This window comes from Saccharothrix ecbatanensis, from assembly GCF_014205015.1.
Classification (GTDB): Bacteria; Actinomycetota; Actinomycetes; order Mycobacteriales; family Pseudonocardiaceae; genus Actinosynnema; species Actinosynnema ecbatanense.
This window is the reverse complement of record NZ_JACHMO010000001.1, coordinates 8,374,307-8,390,489: the sequence shown is the minus strand read 5'-3', so window position 1 is coordinate 8,390,489 and position 16,183 is coordinate 8,374,307. Positions and strand designations below refer to the sequence as shown.

Annotated in this window: 19 protein-coding genes and 2 pseudogenes; 8 read left to right on the top strand and 13 right to left on the bottom strand. The window is 70.4% G+C overall.

The annotated features are described in order from the left end of the window. Positions 1–76: 76 nt before the first annotated feature. Entirely contained in the window at positions 77–367 is a 291-nt protein-coding gene (locus tag F4560_RS43835; RefSeq protein WP_221483778.1) for a DUF4190 domain-containing protein, read from the top strand. A 48-nt stretch (positions 368–415) separates the two neighbouring features. On the opposite strand, the gene F4560_RS37200 is transcribed toward F4560_RS43835, so the two are convergent. The 5 genes and pseudogenes from F4560_RS37200 to F4560_RS37185 all read right to left on the bottom strand — a co-directional run bounded on the left by F4560_RS37200 (position 416) and on the right by F4560_RS37185 (position 3,428). Continuing rightward, entirely contained in the window at positions 416–577 is a 162-nt protein-coding gene (locus tag F4560_RS37200; protein WP_184927752.1) for a hypothetical protein, read from the bottom strand. A gap of 107 nt (positions 578–684) precedes the next feature. Then, positions 685–1,068: a DUF4276 family protein gene (locus F4560_RS37195; protein ID WP_281391981.1), complete on the bottom strand. Its 384-nt coding sequence runs from the start codon at positions 1,066–1,068 to the stop codon at positions 685–687. A 74-nt stretch (positions 1,069–1,142) separates the two neighbouring features. Continuing rightward, positions 1,143–1,277, bottom strand: a pseudogene (locus tag F4560_RS45850) (DUF4276 family protein); the annotation flags it as partial. 65 nt (positions 1,278–1,342) lie between these two features. After that, positions 1,343–2,425 (bottom strand): AAA family ATPase, encoded by a 1,083-nt coding sequence (locus F4560_RS37190; protein WP_184927751.1) that lies wholly within the window; start codon positions 2,423–2,425, stop codon positions 1,343–1,345. A gap of 43 nt (positions 2,426–2,468) precedes the next feature. Then, positions 2,469–3,428 carry an HpcH/HpaI aldolase/citrate lyase family protein gene (locus F4560_RS37185; RefSeq protein ID WP_184927750.1) on the bottom strand — a complete coding sequence of 320 codons (960 nt, stop codon included), beginning with the start codon at positions 3,426–3,428 and terminating at the stop codon, positions 2,469–2,471. Between the two features lie 114 nt (positions 3,429–3,542). On the opposite strand from F4560_RS37185, the gene F4560_RS37180 reads away from it, so the two are divergent. Genes F4560_RS37180 through F4560_RS37165 form a run of 4 tightly spaced genes read left to right on the top strand, consistent with a single transcriptional unit; the run spans position 3,543 to position 6,606 of the window. Further along, positions 3,543–3,878: a hypothetical protein gene (locus F4560_RS37180; protein ID WP_312869697.1), complete on the top strand. Its 336-nt coding sequence runs from the start codon at positions 3,543–3,545 to the stop codon at positions 3,876–3,878. After that, the gene (locus tag F4560_RS37175) at positions 3,875–4,792 is read left to right on the top strand and encodes an aminoglycoside phosphotransferase family protein (RefSeq protein WP_184927749.1); all 918 of its coding nucleotides are present in this window, start codon (positions 3,875–3,877) and stop codon (positions 4,790–4,792) included. Before F4560_RS37180 ends, F4560_RS37175 begins: the two co-directional genes overlap by 4 nt. 4 nt (positions 4,793–4,796) lie before the next feature. Continuing rightward, positions 4,797–6,050, top strand: a complete 1,254-nt coding sequence (locus F4560_RS37170) for a magnesium transporter MgtE N-terminal domain-containing protein (protein WP_184927748.1) — start codon at positions 4,797–4,799, stop codon at positions 6,048–6,050. Continuing rightward, positions 6,043–6,606 (top strand): DUF1003 domain-containing protein, encoded by a 564-nt coding sequence (locus tag F4560_RS37165; RefSeq protein WP_184927747.1) that lies wholly within the window; start codon positions 6,043–6,045, stop codon positions 6,604–6,606. Before F4560_RS37170 ends, F4560_RS37165 begins: the two co-directional genes overlap by 8 nt. A gap of 49 nt (positions 6,607–6,655) precedes the next feature. Here the strand turns inward: F4560_RS37165 and F4560_RS37160 are convergent, their stop codons facing one another. Next, entirely contained in the window at positions 6,656–7,117 is a 462-nt protein-coding gene (locus F4560_RS37160; RefSeq protein WP_184927746.1) for a MarR family winged helix-turn-helix transcriptional regulator, read from the bottom strand. Between the two features lie 97 nt (positions 7,118–7,214). Between F4560_RS37160 and F4560_RS37155 the strand changes: the two genes are divergently transcribed. Next, a complete protein-coding gene (locus F4560_RS37155) occupies positions 7,215–8,384 on the top strand; it encodes an Mrp/NBP35 family ATP-binding protein (protein ID WP_184927745.1) in 1,170 nt (389 codons plus the stop codon). A gap of 613 nt (positions 8,385–8,997) precedes the next feature. Here F4560_RS37155 and F4560_RS37150 read toward each other — a convergent pair. The 7 genes and pseudogenes from F4560_RS37150 to sigE all read right to left on the bottom strand — a co-directional run. Further along, positions 8,998–9,654: pseudogene (locus F4560_RS37150) on the bottom strand (DUF899 domain-containing protein); the annotation flags it as partial. Between the two features lie 37 nt (positions 9,655–9,691). Then, positions 9,692–10,057: an ArsR/SmtB family transcription factor gene (locus tag F4560_RS37145; RefSeq protein WP_184927744.1), complete on the bottom strand. Its 366-nt coding sequence runs from the start codon at positions 10,055–10,057 to the stop codon at positions 9,692–9,694. Then, a complete protein-coding gene (locus F4560_RS37140) occupies positions 10,047–10,481 on the bottom strand; it encodes an SRPBCC domain-containing protein (RefSeq protein WP_184927743.1) in 435 nt (144 codons plus the stop codon). The genes F4560_RS37145 and F4560_RS37140 overlap by 11 nt, the downstream gene beginning before the upstream one ends. Before the next feature lie 156 nt (positions 10,482–10,637). Next, positions 10,638–11,012, bottom strand: coding sequence for a Sec-independent protein translocase protein TatB (tatB, locus tag F4560_RS37135; RefSeq protein ID WP_184927742.1), 375 nt, complete (start codon positions 11,010–11,012; stop codon positions 10,638–10,640). 48 nt (positions 11,013–11,060) lie between these two features. Then, complete coding sequence (locus F4560_RS37130; RefSeq protein WP_184927741.1) at positions 11,061–12,587, bottom strand: S1C family serine protease; 1,527 nt, start codon at positions 12,585–12,587, stop codon at positions 11,061–11,063. 259 nt (positions 12,588–12,846) lie between these two features. Next, the gene (locus F4560_RS37125; RefSeq protein ID WP_184927740.1) at positions 12,847–13,455 is read right to left on the bottom strand and encodes an anti-sigma factor; all 609 of its coding nucleotides are present in this window, start codon (positions 13,453–13,455) and stop codon (positions 12,847–12,849) included. Beyond that, positions 13,452–14,027 carry an RNA polymerase sigma factor SigE gene (gene sigE / locus F4560_RS37120; protein WP_184927739.1) on the bottom strand — a complete coding sequence of 192 codons (576 nt, stop codon included), beginning with the start codon at positions 14,025–14,027 and terminating at the stop codon, positions 13,452–13,454. The genes F4560_RS37125 and sigE overlap by 4 nt, the downstream gene beginning before the upstream one ends. Before the next feature lie 218 nt (positions 14,028–14,245). Here sigE and F4560_RS37115 point away from each other — a divergent pair, with 218 nt between their 5' ends. Both F4560_RS37115 and F4560_RS37110 read left to right on the top strand, forming a co-directional pair. Next, positions 14,246–14,872 carry an O-methyltransferase gene (locus F4560_RS37115; RefSeq protein WP_184927738.1) on the top strand — a complete coding sequence of 209 codons (627 nt, stop codon included), beginning with the start codon at positions 14,246–14,248 and terminating at the stop codon, positions 14,870–14,872. Positions 14,873–15,226: 354 nt separating this feature from the next. Continuing rightward, positions 15,227–16,069 carry an alpha/beta fold hydrolase gene (locus tag F4560_RS37110; RefSeq protein ID WP_376775384.1) on the top strand — a complete coding sequence of 281 codons (843 nt, stop codon included), beginning with the start codon at positions 15,227–15,229 and terminating at the stop codon, positions 16,067–16,069. Positions 16,070–16,183 lie beyond the last annotated feature (114 nt).

The following is a 16,183-nucleotide window of genomic DNA, read 5'->3' as shown; positions in this document are numbered from 1 at the left end:
AGGTGCTCATCGCCACCCGCTGAACCGAAACAGCGGGATAGCCTGTGCGCCCGCATCGACCGCCAGGGGGACCGAGATGTCGCACCCGCACTACCAGCAGCCCGGCTACTACCCGCCCAGACGCATGAACGGCATGGCCATCGCCGCACTGATCACCGCGGTCCTGTGCGCCCCGGTCGGCATCGTGCTCGGCGTCGTGGCGCGCAAGCAGATCCGGCAGACCGGTGAGGAGGGCTGGGGCATGGCGACCGCCGGCATGATCATCGGCGTGGTGCTGACCGTGCTCTGGGCGCTGGCGTTCGTGCTCTGGGTCGTGCTGGCCGTGTGGCTGTACCGGGAGATCGGCGACATGCCGCTCCCGCGCTGACCCCTGACCGTCCCAGGAGGCCGTCCCGTCTCGTCCCGTCCGGTCCGGTCAGGAGGCGCGCAACTCCAGCGTGCCGCCGCAGTGCCGGCAGAGGTCGGCGAACACGTGGACTTCCGTGGAGCAGGCCGGGCAGGACCGGAAGCTGCGCTCCAGCAGGTCGTCACGCCGACGCTGGAACAGTCGGCGGCGGGGGGTTCGATGTCTGGACACGGCGAACACCATGCACAGGACCCACCCCTTGATCGCCAATCCCGACCAGGACTTGTGTGCATGCTCACCGGTGAGGCCACCACCCGTGACCTCACCGGCACACGAAGTCACTCCGCCAGCGTCCGCAGCCACGCGTCGAGGTGCGGGCACTGCGCGCGCAACTTCCCGATCCCGAGCTCTGCGATGGCGAGGGGTCCGTCAGACGTCTTGAGGTAGGTCGGGCAGTACGCGAGCAGACGCTTCGACGGCGCGGTCTCGGGTCGGTCGTCGACCATTTCCGGACCGCCTGCGGTCAGTACGTCGCGCCGCAGCAGCGCAGCCAGTTCGTCCCCGAGCAGGACTCCGAGTTCGTCGGCAGCGGCGAAAACCCACGCCTCCAGCTCGTGGAGAACCAGGTTCGGACGAAGCCGACGATCCCCGAACGCCGCGGCGAGCGCCCGTTCGACGTGCTCAACCCGCTGGTAGACGTCGCCTGACGGCCGATCGGCCATGCCGGGCTCTCGACCGGAAACGCGTAGTAGTCGAACATCGTGGTCAGCACTTCGAGGCTGGAGTCGCCGAGCAGCAGCCGGATGTCGGTCTGGACCTGCCTCCAACTGGTGATGCCGCCCTTGTGGGAGGGCCCCGACGCGGGCCGCTTGGTCTTCACCAGGGAGTACGTGGTGTGCCATCCGAACGACCGCAGGTGCGGGCCGATCACCGTGTTGACCACTACTTCCTCGGTCTGTCCTTCGACCAGGACGTGCAGCCGCCGGAAAGCGCCCGTCACGTGCTACCGCCCGGCCTGCCCCCGATCAGGTTCTTCTCCCACAACTCGCCCAGCGAGTACTCGTTCAACCACTCGCCCAGCCGTTCGCGATCCGGTCGGATGAACTCGGAGGCGCCGTCGACCCGCTCGACCACGATGAGGTCGTCGATCTCGAACTGGTTCATCAGCGTGACGGACTGGGTCGCGATAAGCACCTGGCTGCGCACCGACGCCTGCCGCAGGAGCCCTGCCAACTGGACGACGGCGTACGGGTGCAACCCGAGTTCGGGTTCGTCCAGCACGACCAGCGACGGGAGCCTCGGGTGGAGCAGGAGGGTCGCCAGGCAGACGAACCGCAAGGTGCCGTCGGACATCTGGTTGGCGGAGAACACGGCATCCGAGTCGGCCTGCCGCCACCGCAGGCGAACGCTGTCGCTCTTCTCCGCGCTCAGCACGAAGTCCCGGAAGAACGGCGCGACCTGGCGGATCACGCCGACGATCCGCCGGTACGCCGCCTGGTCGGCGCTGTCCCCACTTTCGATCAGCGCCAGAAGGACCGCCGCGAGGTTGCCCGCGTCGTTGCGCAACGACAGGTTGTCGGCCGTCGGCACCAGTTGCTTGACCGGGGCGTTCCGGCTCGTGTCGTGGAAGTGGTAGACGCGGCAGCCGCGCAGGAAGTCGATCATTCCCGAGGCTGCCTGGTTGACCCCCGTCTCGGCGGTCTCGTGGAGACGCGTCTCCCGGTTCCCCCGGCCGACCTCGACCGGCACCGCCCAGCCAACGGATTCGTGGGCGAAGATGAATTCGTCGTCGCTGGCTGACACGAGCACTGCTTCGTACTGCTCTATCGAGCCGGTCAGCGCCAGCCGAAGCCGAGTGGCAGTCGAGTTGAGCAGCGCGGACGCGCCGCCGTTCAGGCCGACGAAGAAGCCGAGATCCGACTCGACCAGCCTGCCCAGCAACTCGAACACACGCACGAAGTTGCTCTTGCCCGCGCCGTTCGCGCCGACCAGCACGTTGAGCCGGCCGAGGGACACCGTTGCCGACCGGATCGAGGCGTAGCCCTCGATCTCGATGGACTTCAGCTCCCTGTCGGTCACGCGATCACTCTACGACCACGGACCGACGGGGAACGGCACGAAGTCACTCCTCCGGCGGCGACCACACGTTCGTGCGGGTCATGCCGGCGGCACGTCCCTTGGACGAGATGACCAGGGCCATCTTCCGGGACGCCTCGTCGATCATCTCGTCGCCGAGCATCACGGCGCCGCGCTTGCCGCCCGCCTCGGACGTGAAGTAGTCGTACGCGTCGAGGATGTTCTCGGCGTGGTCGTAGTCCTCCTGCTTCGGGCTGAACACCTCGTTCGCCGCATCGATCTGACCGGGGTGCAGCACCCACTTGCCGTCGAAGCCCAAAGCCGCCGACCGGCCGGCCACCCGCTTGAACCCGTCCACGTCGCGGATCTGCAAGTACGGCCCGTCGATCGCCAGCTTGTCGTGCGCACGGGCCGCCATCAGGATCTGCATCAGGATGTAGTGGTACGCGTCGCCCACGTCGTAGCCCGGTGGCTGCTCGCCCACGACCAGCGACTTCATGTTGATCGACGCCATGAAGTCGGCCGGCCCGAAGATGATCGTCTCGACCCGCGGCGAGGCGACCGCGATCGCGTTGACGTTGATCAGACCGAGGGCGTTCTCGATCTGCGCCTCGATGCCGATCCGGCCGACCTCGTACCCCATGGTCTTCTCGATCTGCGTCAGCAGCAGGTCCAGCGCGTGCACCTGCTCCGCGGTCTGCACCTTGGGCAGCATGACGCAGTCCAGGTTCGCCCCCGCGCCCTCCACCACCTCGGTGACGTCGCGGTACGTCCACTCGGTGGTCCAGTCGTTGACCCGGACCACCCTGGCGCGCGAGCCCCAGCCGCCCTCGTTCAACGACGCCACGATGGTCTTGCGCGCGTCCGGCTTGGCCAGCGGCGCGCACGCGTCCTCCAGGTCGAGGAACACCTGGTCCGCGGGCAGCGTGCGAGCCTTGTCGATCATCTTCTGGCTCGAGCCGGGCACGGCCAGACACGAGCGACGGGGACGCTGCTGGTCGACCACTGTGGGTACCTCCTCGTACCGGCCGGTAACTCCTGTTGTGCGAAGGGTGGCACGCACACGTTCCGCCCGCTATTTCGTGAGTCCCGATTCACAGGCCCGTGGCAGGCTGAACCGGTGGAGATCGAGCAGGTGCTGGACAACGCGCTGCGCAAAGCCGCCGCGATCTGGGTCGAGCCGTCCGGCCACGAGCCGAGGCTTGTGTGGGCCCTCTGGCGCGACGGCGCGGTGCTGGTGGCGGTCGGCGGCACGGAACAAGTGGTCCCGGGGCTGGCGGACGGCGTCGCCTGCACGGTGACCGTCCGCTCCCCCACCACGCACTCGCACCTGGTGGACGCCCCGGCGACCGCCCACCTGGCCGAACCTGACGACGACACCGCCAAAGCGCTCAAGGCCGCACGGCTCAACACCCGGCCGGAGTGGGAATCGGTCTACCGCTTGGAGTTCGCGTGATCACCGTCCCCGAAGACTTCGCGCTCACCCTCGGCGAGGGCGCGCCGGCGTGGCGCGCGAGGCTGCCCGCCCTGGCCACGAAGTTCTGCGCCCACTGGGCCCTCACCCCCGACGGCCCCCTGCTCAACGGCCACGTCGCCGTCGTCCTCCCGGTCCGCCGCGCCGACGGGCACCCGGCCGTCCTCAAGCTCACCTGGCTCGACACCGAGACCCGCCAGGAACCGCTGGCACTGGAGAAGTGGCGCGGCCGGGGTGTGGTGGAACTGCTGGACCACGACGACGAGCACGGCGCGCTCCTCCTCGAACGCCTCGACCACACCCACACGCTGAACCACGCGCCGATCGAGGAGGCCTTGGCCGTCACCGGCGGACTGCTCCGCCGGCTGAGCGTCCCGGCCGGCGCGGAGTTCCGCCGGCACATCCCGGACGACCTGGCCGAGGAGAACGCCGCGCTGGGCGGACCGGTGCCGGACGCGTTCGTTCACCTGGCCCAGGAGCTGGGCCGTTCGCTCGCCGAATCGGCCGGGAACACGCTCGTCAACGAGGACCTGCACTACGAGAACGTGCTGCGCGGCGACCGCGAGCCGTGGGTGATGATCGACCCGAAACCACTCGCCGGCGACCCCGAGTTCGGCGTGATCCCGTTGCTGTGGAACAGGTTCGGCGAGATGGACGGCGAACGCGGCCTGCGCGACCGGTTCGCCGCGCTGTGCGACATCGCCGGGCTGGACGTCGCCCGCGCCCGCGACTGGACGTTCTACCGCGCGGTCGACAACTGGCTGTGGGGCCTGGACGTGGGTTCGGCCGACTCGGCGGTGAGGTGCGAGGCCATCGCCCGCGCCCTCCACCCCTCGTCCCCGGCGCCCTCGTCCACTGTGGAACGCAGCGGTGGACCGGTCAGCGGACTAACCTGATCACGTGGTCGCCGTGAACCGGGTCTTCGCCGCCCAACTAGCCGGGCTGCCGGTGTTCGGACCCGACGGGGAATCCATCGGCAAGGTCCGTGACCTGGTCATCGGCCTGCGCGTGGACCGCCAGCCGCCGCGCGTCCTCGGCCTGGTGCTGGAGCTGGCGACCCGCCGCCGCATCTTCGTGCCGATGCTGCGGGTCACCTCCATCGAACCGAACGCGGTGACGCTCGCCACCGGTTCCGTCAACCTGCGCCAGTTCCACCAGCGCACCAACGAAGTGCTGGTCGTCGGCGAACTGCTGGACGCCCGCGTCACGCTCTCCGACGGCCGGGCCGCGGTGCTGGTGGACGCCGCCATGGAACCCACCCGCACCCGCGACTGGCGGATGACCAGGGTCGCCGTCCGCGAACGCACCGGGCGGCTGGCCAGGCGCGGACCGGTGCAGGTGCTGCACTGGGAGGACCTGACCGGCCTGTCGGTGACCGAGCTGGCGGGCCAGCCGCAGGGCGCGCAGCACCTGGTCGCGGTCTTCGAGACGATGCGCGCGGCCGACGTGGCGCTGGCCCTGCACAGCCTGCCGTTCAAACGCCGCTACGAGGTGGCCGAGGCGCTGGACGACGAACGGCTCGCCGACGTGATCGAGGAGTTGGGCGAGGAGGACCAGAAGGACCTCTTGGCCTACCTGGACGACGAGCGCGCGGCGGACATCCTGGAGGCGATGGACCCGGACGACGCCGCCGACCTGCTGTCCGAGCTGCCCGAGGGCGAGAAGGACCGGCTGCTGGAGCTGATGGAGCCGGAGGAGTCCGAACCGGTCCGGCGGCTGCTGGAGTACAGCTACGACACCGCGGGCGGGTTGATGACGCCCGAGCCCGTGGTCCTCGCGCCGGACGCGACCGTGGCCGAGGCCCTGGCGCACGTGCGCAACCCGGACCTCACGCCCGCGTTGGCCAGCATGGTGTTCGTGTGCCGCCCGCCGACGGCCACGCCGACCGGGCGCTACCTGGGCTGCGTGCACATCCAGCGGCTGCTCCGGGAACCGCCGTCCAGCCTGGTGGCGGGCGTCCTCGACCTCGACCTGGCCACGTTGTCGCCGAACGCGTCGCTGAGCGACGTGACCCGCTACTTCGCCGCGTACAACCTGGTGTGCGGGCCGGTCGTGGACGAGAGCGACCACCTGCTCGGCGCGGTCACCGTGGACGACGTGCTGGACCACCTGCTGCCGGCGAACTGGCGCGAGACGGGGCTGACCCATGCCTGAGCTGCTGCCGCGCCGACGGCTCGACCAGCCGCGCACGGAAGGCCGGTTCCGGCTGTCGCTGGACCCGGAGGCGTTCGGGCGGTTCTCCGAACGGCTGGCCAGGTTCCTCGGCACCGGGAAGTTCCTGTTCTGGCAGACGCTGATGGTGATCGTGTGGATCACGCTGAACCTGTTCGCGGTGACGCTGCGCTGGGACCCGTACCCGTTCATCCTGCTCAACCTGGCGTTCTCCACCCAGGCCGCGTACGCCGCGCCGCTGATCCTGCTCGCGCAGAACCGGCAGGACGACCGGGACCGGGTGTCGCTGGAGGAGGACCGGGCACGGGCCGCGCAGACCAAGGCGGACACCGAGTACCTGGCACGCGAGCTGGCCGCGCTGCGGATCGCCGTCGGCGAGGTGGCGACCCGCGACTACCTGCGCAGCGAGCTGGAGCGCGTGTTCCGCGACCGCGACCGCGATCGCAAGCGCTCGGGCAAAGAGGGCGGTAAAGAAGGCAAAAGCCCAGGCAAGAACCCGGGCAAGGACTCGGTGAAGGGCGACGTGTCCTCGTCCTGAGTCGGAGTCCTGAGTCGGAGTCCGAGTCCGAGTGGCGGTCGGGCTCGGGTCAGGGCTCAGCCGTGCCGAGCCGGTCGCACGTCCGGCCGAACGCCTCCAGCTCGCTGTGGTCGAAAACCTCGGCGAAGTGGCGCACCACACCCGTGAGGTGCGTGCCGGACGCGGTGCGCAGCCGGTCCAGCCCCTGCTGGGTGAGCACCGCCACCACGCCGCGCCCGTCGCCGTCGGCGCGTTCCCGCAGCACCAGGCCCGCGCGTTCGAGGCGGTCCACCAGTCTGGTCACGCCGGAGCGGGACAGGAGCACGGCGTCCGCCAGCTCGGTCATGCGCAGTCGGTACAGCGGCGCCTCGGCGAGCTGGACCAGGACGTCGTAGGCCGCGAGCGACAGGCGTTGCTCGGCGATCAGTTCGGCTTCCAGAATCCGAGTGAGCCTCGCGTGCGCCCGGAGAAAGGATCGCCACACCCCCAGCTCGGTACGGGTGGGCAACCGGGCAGATCCGGTTTCCGGCACGGATACCGATGTTACGGAAAGCACGCGACCGACTTCGCGCTGCCCCCGTATCCGAGGTGACCGACCGGTAGCTTGGAGGGGCACGGCCCGCCGTAGCATGGCGGTCCCCACCACATCTTCCAAAGGCGTTCCAGTGACTCTTCCCTCCGTTGACGACGTGCAGAAGGCGTTGGCCGGTGTGCAGGACCCGGAGATCCGGCGCCCCATCACCGACCTCGGCATGGTCAAGGGCGTCGTGGTCGGTGACGACGGGGTAGTGGACGTGGCGGTGTTCCTGACCGTCTCCGGCTGCCCGCTGCGCGACAAGATCACCGCCGACGTGACCGCCGCCGTGACCGCGCTCGAAGGCGTGACCGGCGTCCGCGTCGAGCTCGACGTGATGAGCGACGCGCAGCGCACCGAGCTGCGCAAGTCGCTGCGCGGCGGCGTCGAAGAACCGGTGATCCCGTTCGCCCAGCCCGGGTCGTTGACGCGCGTGTACTGCGTGGCGTCGGGCAAGGGCGGTGTCGGCAAGTCGTCGGTGACGGTGAACCTGGCCGTCGCGATGGCCGCGCGCGGGCTGTCCGTCGGCGTGGTGGACGCCGACATCTACGGCCACTCGATCCCGCGGATGCTGGGCACGGACGCCAAGCCCACCCAGGTCGAGAAGATGATCATGCCGCCGCAGGCGCACGGCGTGAAGCTGATCTCGATCGGCATGTTCACGCCGGGCAACGCGCCGGTCGTGTGGCGCGGCCCGATGCTGCACCGGGCGTTGCAGCAGTTCCTGGCGGACGTGTTCTGGGGCGACCTGGACGTGCTGCTGCTCGACCTGCCGCCGGGCACCGGCGACATCGCCATCTCGGTGGCGCAGCTCGTGCCGAACGCGGAGATCCTGGTCGTGACGACGCCGCAGCAGGCCGCGGCCGAGGTGGCCGAGCGGGCCGGCGCGATCGCGTTGCAGACGCGGCAGCGGGTGGCCGGCGTCATCGAGAACATGTCGTGGCTGGAGCTGCCGGACGGGACGCGGATGGACGTGTTCGGCGCCGGTGGCGGGCAGGCCGTGGCCGACTCGCTCACCCAGGCCGTCGGCGCGGACGTGCCGCTGCTGGGCCAGGTGCCGCTCGACCCGCGGGTGCGGGAGCAGGGCGACTCGGGCACGCCGATCGTGCTGGCGCACCCCGACTCGCCCGCCGGCCAGGTGCTGACGGCCGTGGCGGGCAAGCTGTCGACCCGTTCACGCGGGCTCGCCGGGCGGCTGCTGAACGTCACCCCGGCCGGGCGCTGACAACGCGCCAATTCGCCCGGCGCATTTCCCGCGCCGGGCGAATTGGCGGAACAATCTCCTACCGGACCACGATCGTCGTCGAGGGTGCGGACAACGATCAGGTTCGGCGCACGCAGGCATCGCGCGACCGAATGCGTTCGGGCGCGATACGAGAATTACGGAATGCGGAACCGCGCGTGACGGCGCGGGAGTGAACGATCAGAACCGGCCGACCAGCGCGTTGCCGGCGGCTTCCGGGTCTTCGCTGGTGTAGGCCTTCTCCACCGGGTGCCCGCCCGCGATCTGGCCGGCCACGGCCCGTCTGGTTGATCGTGCTGTCCTGCCCACCACGATCAGATGACGCCGAACCGCCGCTTCGGCCGCAGGCACTCATCACCGGAGTCGGTCGGACAATGTGAACGCCGCCCGAATGCCACCCGGTCGATGTAGATCATTGCGAACAACCGCAGCCGGCCTGTCCGGTGTCGGCGGGCTTGGAGTCGGCCTGTGAGGTGTCGGCCGACCCGGTGTCGGCGGTATTGGTGTCGGCCGGCTTGGATGCGACCCGGCCACCGCTCCTGGCTCCCGGCAGCTCGACCTTGGCCAGCCACTCCGCGGGGACCTCGGCGTCGCCGTACTCGTCGTTCCAGTTCCACCACTGGTACGGCGGCTCCTGCGGGTAGCCCTCGGGCGAGTCCTCCCACTCCTCCTGCCGCCCGAGCGCGGTGATGTCGAGGTAGCTCCAGGTGCCACCCATCACCTCGTCGCCGCGGGCGTTGATGAAGTAGGTGCGGAACACGCGGTCGCCGTCGCGGATGAAGGCGTTCGTGCCGTGCCACTCGTCCACGCCGAAGTCGACGTCGAAGTCGCTGGTGATCGTGTACCAGGGCATCGTCCAGCCCATCCGCGCCTTCACCCGCTGGATGTCCGGCTGCGGCGCGCGTGAGGCGAAGGCGAGGCTGGTGTTCCGGGCGTGCAGGTGGGAGACGTGGGCGACCTGGTCGGCCACCATGGAACAGCCGCGGCACGCGTGTTCGGGCCAGCCGAACACGCCAGGCTCCAGGAACGCGCGGTAGACGATCAGCTGACGACGGCCCTCGAAGAGGTCGAGCAGGCTCACCTTGCCCTCTGGTCCGTCGAACTCGTACTGCTTCTCCACCTCCATCCACGGCATCCGCCGGCGCTGCGCGGCCATCGCGTCACGGGCGCGGGTGAGCTCCTTCTCCTTCACCAGCAACCGTTCGCGCGCCTCCTCCCACTCCTGCGGCGTGACGATCGGGGGCGTCTTCATCGTCGTGGGTGCTTGATCAGACATGAGGTCCTCGGTTCTATTCGGGTTGATCCGCCATGGGCACGGCGGAGTTCCGTTCGAGGTGGTCCTTCAGCGCATCGAGTGTGCTGTCCCAGTCGCGGGCCAGCAATGCGAGGAACTGCTGCGCGACGCGCATGGGCGCGGAGCGCACCCGGTAGCGCACCCGGCGCCGCTCGCCCTGTTCGGCCGTGACCAGGCCGGCGTCGGACAGCAGCGCCAGGTGTTTGGCGATCGCCTGCCGGCTGATCGGCAGGCGGGCGGCCAGGTCCGTGGCCGTGGCCGGGCCCGCGGCGGCGAGGGTGGACAGGATCGAGCGCCGGGTCGGGTCCGCCAGGGCGGTGAAGACCCGTTCGGCGACCGCCTCGGTGTCGTCAGGCGGCATCGACGTAGTCGACGAGTTCACCCAGCTCGTGCGTCCACCCGGCGCTGTGTGCCTCGAACGACTTGCCGTGGCGGTCCTCGGGCAGCTGGGCGAAACCGGACTCGACGACCTTCAGCCGGGTGCCCGTGCCGACCGGTTCGAGGGTGAACTCGACGTAGGTGCGGCGGAGGTCGTCCTCGGGCATGCCGTGGATGCTCCAGGTGAAGGCGAACGACGTCGGCTCCTCGACCCGTTCGACCCTGAGCGTGGCCGAGTTGCCGTCGGTCCACTCGACGTTGGCCAACCCGCCCGGACGGAGGTCGATCGTCGCCGTGCGGTTGCCCAACCAGGTGCCCAGGCCCTCGGCCGTGGTCAGCGCCGCCCAGACGTCGCGCGGGGGGCGGGTGATGTCCACGGTCCGTTCGATGCGGTCAGGAAAACCCATGTCAAGCCTCCACCAAGTAGCAACCGGTCAGTTGCCATATTATAGAAACCGGTGGGTTGCGTCAACAGGAGTGCTCGTCCCGCGCGGACCGCGTCAGGTGGCGTCCGGTCAGGTGGCGTCCGGGCCATGTGGCGTCGGGATCAGGTGGCGTCGGGGTCAGGTGGCGTCGGGGTCGAACGGCGGGCGCTCGCCCTGGGCCAGGGGACGTTCGCGGTCCACGGCCGGCTGGGGCGTGACCGGGTGGCCGTTCGGCTTGTCGGCCGGGTCGTCGTCCCACAGGTGCTTGGTGATGGCGCGCTTCGGGTCGAAGTTCCGCAGTTCCCGCAGGTCTTCCAGCGGCTTGCGCAGCTGCTCGAACTCCGGTCCCATCTCCTGCTTCAACTGCTCGCGCGCGCCGGTCGCGTAGTCGCGGACCTGGCGGATCGTCTTGCCGACCCAGCCGGCCGCCGCCGGCAGTCGTTCCGGGCCGAGGATGAACAGGCCCGCGACGATGATGAGCAGGATTTCAACCCAACCGATGCTGTCGAACACCCGCGTGCCCCACCTTCCGCGCCCTGGCCCTGGCTGCCAGCGTAGCCGTCAGTCGGACCGCAGTGTGACCTGCACGGTCAGCTCTCGGCCCTGCCTGGCCAGCACGACCGGCACCGTCTCGCCGATTTCATGGTTCCTTACCGCGACGGTCAACTCCGCGGCGTTGCGCACCATCCGGTCGCCGACGCGGGTGATCACGTCGCCCTCCTCGATGCCGGCCGCGTCGGCGGCGCCGCCTTCGGGGACGTTCTGCACCTGCGCGCCTTCCGCCGTCTCCGCCGACGCCGACCGCACGTTGATGTTCATGTCGGCGTGCTTGACCTCGCCGTCGCGGATGAGGGCCTGCGACACCTTGCGCGCGTAGTTGCCGGAGATGGCGAAGCCGAGGCCGACCGAGCCGCCGGTCTCGGTCCGGATCGACGAGTTGATGCCCACCAGCGCGCCGGACGAGTCGACCAGCGCGCCGCCCGAGTTGCCGGGGTTGATGGCCGCGTCGGTCTGGATCGCGTCGTAGGTGATCTGCGGGCCGCCGTTGTCACCGGCCGCCGTCACAGGGCGGTGCAGGGCGCTGACGATGCCCTCCGTCACGGTGTTCGACAGGGACAGCGGCGAGCCGATGGCCAGCACGGTGTCGCCGACGGCCAACGCGTCCGAGTCGCCGAACTGGAGCACGGTCGGGTTGTCCACCTCGACCTTGATCACCGCGAGGTCGGTCTTGGAGTCGCGGCCGACGACCTGCGCCACGGCCCTCTTGCCGTCCGTGAAGACGACGGTCAGCTTCGCGGACGTGTCCTGCACGGCCGGTGCGACCACGTGGTCGTTGGTCAGCACGTAGCCTTCGCCGTCGATCACCACGCCGGAGCCGACGCCGGCCACGTTGGCGCCCTTGAACTCGATCGACACGACGCTGGGCGTGACGCGTTGGGCGATGTCGGCGACCGAGCCGACCGGGCGTTCCTTGCCGGGCTTGACCTCGGCGAGCGTGACGCCGCCGTCGGTGAGCGGGTTGCCGACGCGGCCGAGCAGCCACCCGACCACACCGCCGCCCGTGCCGATCAGGAGTGCGGCCACCATCAGCAGGACCAGGGCCATCGGCTTCACGCGTCGACCGAACAGGAGTTCGGGGATGCTGAGCTGCGGACCGGCCGGCGACTCGGGCTTGGTCTCGGTGTCGGGCTGCTCGGTGACCGCGGGCGGGCCGATGACGGCCGACGCGGCCGGGTCGCGCCAGGCGTCACCCGCCGGCTTGCCCTCCCAGAAGACGGGCTCGACCTCGGGCTCGCCGTTCAGGTCGACGGGCGGGCGCTGCAAGCGGGTGTCCGGGTCGCCTTGGGGCCGGCCGAACGCCGTGGACAGCGCTTCCGGCGGCGGTGGCGCGAACTGGACGGCGCCGTTGCCGTTGAGGCTCGGCCGGTCGGCGGAGAACGCGCCCGGAACGCCCTGCGGCCTGCCGAACACGGCCGCCTGGCCGGAGTCGACCGGCGGGCGGTTGAGCGGGCGGGGTGCGAGCCTGCGGTTCGCCCCGTCGTCAATGCCCGACCGGGGGATCCCGTTGCCCTGCTCTGGCTCGCTCATCGCTCCCCGCACGTCGTCACACCATGGTCGTCCGGGGTCAATCGTGCCCGGTTACCGGTGAAGTTGCCGTCAGTGGGCCTCATCGGCCGGTTCGGCTCGGGTGGGTGGCAGGTTCGGGCGGGCCGGCTGGGGTCAACCTGCTGGGGCGGGCCGGCTGGGGTCAACCTGCTGGGGCGGGCCGGCTGGGGTCAACCTGCTCAGGGTCAGCCTGCTCGCGTGGGCCTGCTGGGGTCAGCCTGCTCGGTCAGGCTGCTGGGGGTCAGCGGCCGAGGCCGGGGTCCACCACGGGGCGCAGCACGCCCATCTGCTGGTGGCTGGTGCCCGCCAGCGACGGCGCGACGGCCGGCGTGGGCTCCGGGGTGTTGCCCTGAGCGGGCGGCGGCGAGGTGTCCTCGCTGCCGGGTGCGACGAGCACGAGGGCGCCGAGCATGAGGCCGGAGACGACGACACCCGCACCGTGGCGGGCCCGCCTACCTCCGAAGCGGCTTGCGCCGCCTGTCCCGAAAGGGCGGCTCTGGCCCAACACGGGACCGCCGCCGAACGCGACCCGGTCGGGCCGCTGCACGGTGACGAGCTGGCCGTCCTCCGTGACCGCGAGGCCGTCCGGCGCGCTGGGCAGCTCCACTTCCTGCGGGATCGCGCCCAGCCTGGCCAGGAGCCCGGCGGGGGCGCACGGCGCGTCGGCGGCGCGCACCGCGGAACGGGCCTGCTGCTGGGAGTACGCCTCGGCGGCGCAGAACGGGCAGCGCGCCAAGTGCGCGGACGCCCTGGAGTGCGCCGAGGCGGACAGCTCGCCGTCGACGAAGGCGACGACCGCGTCGGGCAGCAGGTGCTGCTCGGGCAGTTGCCAACCTCGCAGGTCGGTCATGCAGAGTCCTCCTGGACGAGACCCCGACGGCGTTCGAGTGCGACCCGCAGGGCCTGGCGGCCCCGGTGGATCCTGCTCCTCACGGTACCGAGTTTGACGCCGAGAGTGGCGCCGATCTCCTCATAGGAGAGACCTTCCACGTCACACAGCACCACGGCGGCGCGGAACTCGGGCGGCAGCTCGTCGAGCGCGGCCTGCAGTTCCGGGTCGAGGTGCGTGTCGGCGTAGATCTCCTCCGGGGTCGGGTCGTCGCCCGGGATGCGGTCGGTCTCGTCCGGCAGGGCCTCCATGCGCACGCGGGAGCGGCGGCGGGCCATGTCGAGGAAGAGGTTCGTGGTGATGCGGTGCAGCCAGCCCTCGAACGTGCCGGGCTTGTACGACGCGAGAGAGCGGAACACCCGGATGAACGTCTCCTGGGTGAGGTCTTCGGCGTCGTGCTGGTTGCCGGTGAGGCGGTAGGCCAGCCGGTACACCCGGTCTGCGTGTTCGCGCACCACTTCGTCCCACGAGGGCGGGATCCACTCCACGTCGTCGATGGGCGCGGTCAGTGCGGCGGTCGGCTGCTTTGGCATCGGGCGGTTAAGCACCTCCACTGGGCTGGCTGCCCTGCTGCACGGTTCAACGCGCGGCCGGGCCGGCGTGTTCCCCGTTGGTCCTGCTGGTCTTGCGATGTGCCCAGCCTGACGGGTCCTCTTATAACCATCGTGAGAGTCGGCTGAGAGCAGCCTGAGAATCCCGATCGGCCGCAAGATTCACCCGAATTGCCGCCGGCGGCGTTAGCCTTCGTGCTGTGGATGCGCCGACGCGCGAGTACGTGGAGCGCTACCTGCCCGAGGACGCCGTGGTCACGGCCGCCAGGGCTCGTGGCGTCGAGTTGGGGTGCGTGCCGATCGGGTCCGGCGGCGGGGCGGCGTTGCGGTTCCTCGCCGCGGCGTTGCAGGCCAAGGCCGTGGTCGAGATCGGCACCGGTGCCGGGGTCGGCGCGTTGTACCTGCTCAGCGGCATGCCGGCGGCCGGGGTGCTGACGTCGATCGACGTGGAGCCGGAGCACCAGCGGGCGGCGCGGCTGGCGTTCGCGGAGGCGGGGATCGCGGTGTCCCGCACCCGTCTGATCATGGGCCGGGCGCTGGAGGTGCTGCCCCGGTTGACCGACGGCGCGTACGACCTGGTGTTCGTGGACGCGGCCAAGTCCGAGTACCCGAGGTACCTGGAGGAGGGCGTGCGGCTGCTGCGTCCGGGTGGGGTGCTCGCGTTCGACAACGTGCTGTGGCACGGGCGGGTGGTCGATCCGGCGCACCGGGATCCGGACACGGTGGCGATGCGGGAGGTGGCGCGGGCGGTGCGGGACGACGACCGGCTGGTGCCCGTGATCCTGCCTTTGGGCGACGGCCTGCTCGTGGCGGCGAAGGTCGGCTGAAGGTCGGCTGAGGGCTCGCCTGCCGGCGTGACCGGTCTGGTTTGGCCGTAGTGGTCGGTCGACACGCCCGGACCCGGACACGGGTTCTGACGCGCTCGACGTGGACGGCTCGGCGACCCGACAACCGGCCAACCCGGCAACCCGGCAACCCGGCAACCCGGCAACCCGGCAACCCGGCAACCCGGCAACCCGGCAACCCGGCAACCCGGCAACAGCTTCGCAGGGGTCCTCGCGCCAAGGGGACCCCTGCTTTGATCTTGCCGGCTGTGGCCGGCGATTGCGCGCGATCAGAGCTCGGTTGTGGATGACCCAGCTGGTTGTGGACAACTCAACGGGCGAGGCCTCAGGCGCGTTATGCGGGTTGATGTTGGCATGGGCAGCGTGCGGACTGGCGTGCGGACTGGGATGTCGGTGTGGTGTTTTAGGGTGCGGGTCGTGCGTGGATTCTTCACAGCCGAAGGGCGGCGGTTGTCGTTTCTGGACTACGGAGGGCGGGGCGCTCCACTGTTGGCCTTGCATGGGCATTACAACGAGGCGTCCGTGTTCGCGCCGCTGGCCGAGGCGTTGGGCCCGCGGTGGCGGGTGCTCGCGTTGGACCAGCGTGGGCATGGTGAGTCCGACCGCGCCCCGGCTTACGGGCGCGACGGCTATGTCGCCGATGTCGCGGCGTTCCATCGCCATGTGGGCGTTGGCCCGGCGGCGGTGCTGGGCCATTCGCTGGGCGGGGTCAACGCCTACCAGTACGCCGCCCGGCATCCCGGCCAGGTCACGGCCTTGATCGTCGAGGACATCGGCGCGGTGGTGGACTGTGACTGGGGGTTCACCCTGCGGCTGCCACGCCGCGCCCCCACGCGCGAGGCCCTGGCGGCGGCCACCGGTCCGGCCGCCCCATACCTGGCGGGCTCGTTCCGCCGCCGGCGCGACGGCTGGGGGTTCTCCTTCGACATCGACCACACCGTGCGGTCCCAGAAAGCGCTCAATGGCGACCACTGGGATGACTGGGCGGCGGTGGCCTGCCCGACCCTGCTGGTCCGCGGGGCCCGCAGCGACGAACTGTCCGCCGGGCACGCCCAGCAGATGATCGCCCGCCGCGCAGGCTGTGCGCGCTTGGCCGAGTTGCCCACTGGCCATGTCGTGCACCACGACGCCCCCGACCAGTTCGCCGACCTCGTCCGGGGGTTCCTCTCGAGCGGCTGAAGCGCGCTATGCGCTGATCTTGACGTGGGGAGGCCTTCGTGGCAGATAGATCAAGTTGTCGACGCCTGATCATCGCCGCGAAAGCCGGGTGCCATGCCGCGGGTTGCCGAGTTG

Bases quoted from the DNA above. Each gene is read 5' to 3' on its own strand.
- F4560_RS37130 (WP_184927741.1), bottom strand. From the start codon at position 12,587: ATGAGCGAGCCAGAGCAGGGCAACGGGATCCCCCGGTCGGGCATTGAC.
- F4560_RS37145 (WP_184927744.1), bottom strand. From the start codon at position 10,057: ATGCCGCCTGACGACACCGAGGCGGTCGCCGAACGGGTCTTCACCGCC.
- F4560_RS37125 (WP_184927740.1), bottom strand. From the start codon at position 13,455: ATGACCGACCTGCGAGGTTGGCAACTGCCCGAGCAGCACCTGCTGCCC.
- F4560_RS37110 (WP_376775384.1), top strand. From the start codon at position 15,227: ATGCGGGTTGATGTTGGCATGGGCAGCGTGCGGACTGGCGTGCGGACT.
- sigE (WP_184927739.1), bottom strand. From the start codon at position 14,027: ATGCCAAAGCAGCCGACCGCCGCACTGACCGCGCCCATCGACGACGTG.
- F4560_RS43835 (WP_221483778.1), top strand. From the start codon at position 77: ATGTCGCACCCGCACTACCAGCAGCCCGGCTACTACCCGCCCAGACGC.
- F4560_RS37155 (WP_184927745.1), top strand. From the start codon at position 7,215: ATGGCGGTCCCCACCACATCTTCCAAAGGCGTTCCAGTGACTCTTCCC.
- F4560_RS37195 (WP_281391981.1), bottom strand. From the start codon at position 1,068: ATGGCCGATCGGCCGTCAGGCGACGTCTACCAGCGGGTTGAGCACGTC.
- F4560_RS37140 (WP_184927743.1), bottom strand. From the start codon at position 10,481: ATGGGTTTTCCTGACCGCATCGAACGGACCGTGGACATCACCCGCCCC.
- F4560_RS37165 (WP_184927747.1), top strand. From the start codon at position 6,043: ATGCCTGAGCTGCTGCCGCGCCGACGGCTCGACCAGCCGCGCACGGAA.